This window comes from Vibrio sp. 2132-1 (assembly GCF_033344315.1).
On sequence record NZ_JAWPON010000660.1, the window covers coordinates 1 to 568 of the forward strand.

The 568-nt window shown below is 42.8% G+C and carries 1 protein-coding gene and 1 pseudogene; one reads left to right on the forward strand and one right to left on the reverse strand.

Translation table 11 applies throughout. The annotated features are described in order from the left end of the window. Positions 1-271 (reverse strand): DUF2860 family protein (locus R8N47_RS27240; protein WP_318186371.1); only part of this gene is annotated, 271 nt, incomplete at its 3' end. Between the two features lie 162 nt (positions 272-433). On the opposite strand from R8N47_RS27240, the pseudogene R8N47_RS27245 reads away from it, so the two are divergent. After that, positions 434-568, forward strand: a pseudogene (locus R8N47_RS27245) (acyltransferase); the annotation flags it as partial.

Sequence of the window (568 nt, forward strand, 5' to 3'; positions counted from 1 at the left end):
GCGTTGTACCAGCATACACTTGGTGGTTGAGCTGGTGACCAAACGTGTAGGCGACACTTCCGAGCGGCGCTGCGATGACGGTTGTGTCGCTTTCAGCGCTTTGGTTTAACGAGTCGATGGTTTTGCTGTTGTCGGTATTAAAGTTCGATTCCGATGAAATCACACCAGCATTGATTGAGATTTCGCCGCTGAACCCTGCAGTTTCAGCGAGTTGAGCCTGAGCAGAACTGACGACAAAGGCCAAAGGCAAAAGGGTTAGCCTTGGTTTCATTCGTTATCTCCTTGTTGTCGAATGAATATTGTGATTTTGATATGAGTTTGGTTTTACATAAAACAAATCTGACCATTCTCACAAATGTTCCAATGTGGCAACGGAGCAGTATAATTACACGCTGTTTTATTACTCACACCTTATCACTGTTGTTTGGTTATCATGTTGGCATATTTGTTATTTTTTTTTAACGCTTCTTTTGTGATCCTCAATTCTGCGATTTGTTCACTCGTAATTTGTGTCATCGCTATTTTTAAGATCCTACTTCCGACCGCGCAGTTAAAAGCTAAAGGGACG